Here is a 2,744-nt window from a genome sequence, read left to right as displayed (position 1 = left end):
CACCACGAGTACGAGCTAATTGGCCGTGCAACACGCACTGTGTTGGATGAGTACTTCCAAGAGTTCTCTGCGTAATTCGTAGTTGCTAGAAAATATAAGCCCCGTCAAGTCGGGGCTTTTTTATTCGGTTGTTTAGGTCGTGATAATGAATGTAATTTCTGTAAATGCCGTTGAATCTGCCATTTTGGCACTCTTGATGTTGTTGTTTGGTGAGGTAACCAAAAAACACACACCAATATTAAGTAAATATCATATCCCAGGGCCGGTGATTGGTGGGTGCATCGCAGCCTTAATTACTACTTGCTTATATCGCATGGGAATGGAGTTCGAATTTGAACTTCCTTATAAAGAGACGTTGATGCTGATGTTTTTCGCAGGCATTGGTTTAAGCGCAAATATCAAGCAGCTATTCCAAGGTGGACGCTTGTTCGTTGTCTTTCTCGGAATCGCCGTTGTTTATATTATTTTTCAGGACGCTATTGGTGTCGCTGCAGCCTCGTTCTTAGGGCTGGATCCTAAGCTAGGACTGATGACGGGCTCTATCACCCTATCAGGTGGGCATGGTACAGGTGCTGCATGGGCGTCGATGTTTCATGACCATTTTGGTGTCGATAATGCACTCGAAATCGCGATGGCCTGTGCCACTTTTGGTCTTGTGATTGGCGGTATTATCGGAGCGCCTTTAGGCACGTATTTGGTTGAAAAAAATCAACTTTCAACACCGAACGTACATGCAGCAGATGTGGAACACAAAAAGGCCCATCACATGCCGACTAAGGGCAATGTACTACATGGCATCGGAAGCGTTGTTCTTTTAGCATGCTGTGTTGAGCTCAGCCAAATGCTACATAGTTTAGTGCTTGTGCTCGATGTGCATTGGCTGAACATGGTGCCAAATTTCGTCTATGCGTTATTTGTTGGTGCACTATTCTCAACACTATTTAGCGAGAGCAAACCTGCCAAGATTGCGATGGTCGAAGTGGCACGTTTAAGCTCAATTGCCCTAAGTGTCTTCTTATCTATGGCATTGCTTGAAATCAAACTTTGGCAGCTGTTTGATATGGCGTTGTCGCTGGTGGTTATCCTAACGATTCAAACATTGTTTACTATTGTGTTTGTTACGTCCGTTACCTATAAGCTACTCGGTAAAAATTATGATGCCGCGGTGATGGCAAGTGGTCATGCGGGCTTTGGTTTGGGTGCGACACCGACAGCCATGCTCAATATGAATGGTATCACGGGTTACTACGGCCCATCGCCACAAGCGTATTTTATCGTGCCGTTAATTGGTGCGTTCTTTATCGATCTCTCAAACCTAATCGTTATAGAGACATTCTTACATTTCATGTCTTGATGGATCTTCCCCATCAAAGGGGATTACCAAAGTTCAGTACTTTGACTTTAAAATTTACTCAAGACATCAAAAACTATATTCAGAAGAGGAGTGACGGTTTGAAAGGTGTAATTGTAGTGGTCAACTGATATTGGCCACGTTCCTAGAGTTTAACCAGAACAATCGTTCTGATTCATTGGGAGTCAAACCACCGTTGTATTGGTGCGGGCGGAGTTGGCAATAATACCCAATAATGTATCGAGTAATTTCTTGTTGTGCCTCTGCAAAGCTCCGATAACCTACTGTAGGTATCCATTCCGTCTTCAAGCTTCTAAAGAAGCGTTCCATTGGTGCATTATCCTAGCAATTTCCTCGTCGAGATAAGCTTTGCTTGATCTGAAAGCGCCACAGTAATTGCCGATAACTTCGGCTTGTATAATGACTGCCTTGATCGCTGTGAAACATGACGCCCTGTGGTTTACCACGAGACTCATAAGCCATGGCAAGAGCCTTACGAGTTAATCGACTATCGGGCGATAATGACATTGCCCAACCAATCGTTTTTCTAGCGAACAGGTCTAAAACTACGGCTAAGTACATCCAACGATAGCCAGTCCAAACATAAGTAACGTCACCAACCCAAACTCTGTTTGGCTCCGTAACTGCAAACTGGCGGCCTAAGAGGTTTGGGATCTCAATATGTTCTTGTGATGCTTTACGATACCTGTGTTTTGGCACTTGGCAGCTCACTAGACCAAGGGCTTTCATGAACTTCGTTGCTCTGTAGCGACTCAGGTTAGTTCCCTGACTCGTTATTATGTCAGCAATGGTTCTCGCTCCCGCAGAACCGTTGCTTGCGGCATGTGCCTCGCTAACTAAACTACGGAGCTTTGCTGTTTCGGCATCAATTTCTACTGGACGTTTTCGCCAGTAGTTATAACTGCTTCGATGAACATTGAACACTTCACATAATATTTTTACGCTGTGGCTCTGCTTGAGTTTCTTGATTATCAAGAATTGTTCAGTGAGTCCGACATCAACAGAGCCGTGGCTTTTTTTAATATTTCATTATGCTCTTCAAGGCGAGCTAACTTCTTTTTTAATTCACGTATTTCAATTTGCTCAGGCGTCATCGGCGATGCTTTAGGTGCTTTCCCCTGACGTTCCTCTTTTAGTTGGCGAACCCACTTATCCATCGTGGACTTCCCAACATTCATAGCTTGAGCAGCCTCTGTCACAGAGTGGTTCTGATCTAGAACCAGTTGTGCCGCTTCTAATTTGAATTCAGCGCTAAATAGTCTTCTTGTACGTTTTGTCATAGTGTCACCTGTTAACTTATGAGGTGATGATATCACCTCTAACTAAGTGACCAAATTCAGCGTACCACTACATGCCCAATAATGAGCACTGG

General features: G+C 44.1%; 1 protein-coding gene and 1 pseudogene. One reads left to right on the top strand and one right to left on the bottom strand.

The features are described 5' to 3' along the window. Positions 1-145 precede the first annotated feature (145 nt). A complete protein-coding gene (gltS, locus tag AB4167_RS19205) occupies positions 146-1,354 on the top strand; it encodes a sodium/glutamate symporter (protein ID WP_017061004.1) in 1,209 nt (402 codons plus the stop codon). A 120-nt stretch (positions 1,355-1,474) separates the two neighbouring features. On the opposite strand, the pseudogene AB4167_RS19200 reads toward gltS, so the two are convergent. Then, positions 1,475-2,652 (bottom strand): annotated as a pseudogene (locus tag AB4167_RS19200) (IS3 family transposase). Positions 2,653-2,744 lie beyond the last annotated feature (92 nt).

It is taken from the genome of Vibrio sp. 10N.286.49.E11, assembly GCF_041469505.1.
GTDB lineage: Bacteria > Pseudomonadota > Gammaproteobacteria > Enterobacterales > Vibrionaceae > Vibrio > Vibrio crassostreae_C.
The sequence above is the reverse complement of the archived record's forward strand: the minus strand, read 5'-3'. Positions and strand labels throughout refer to the sequence as shown.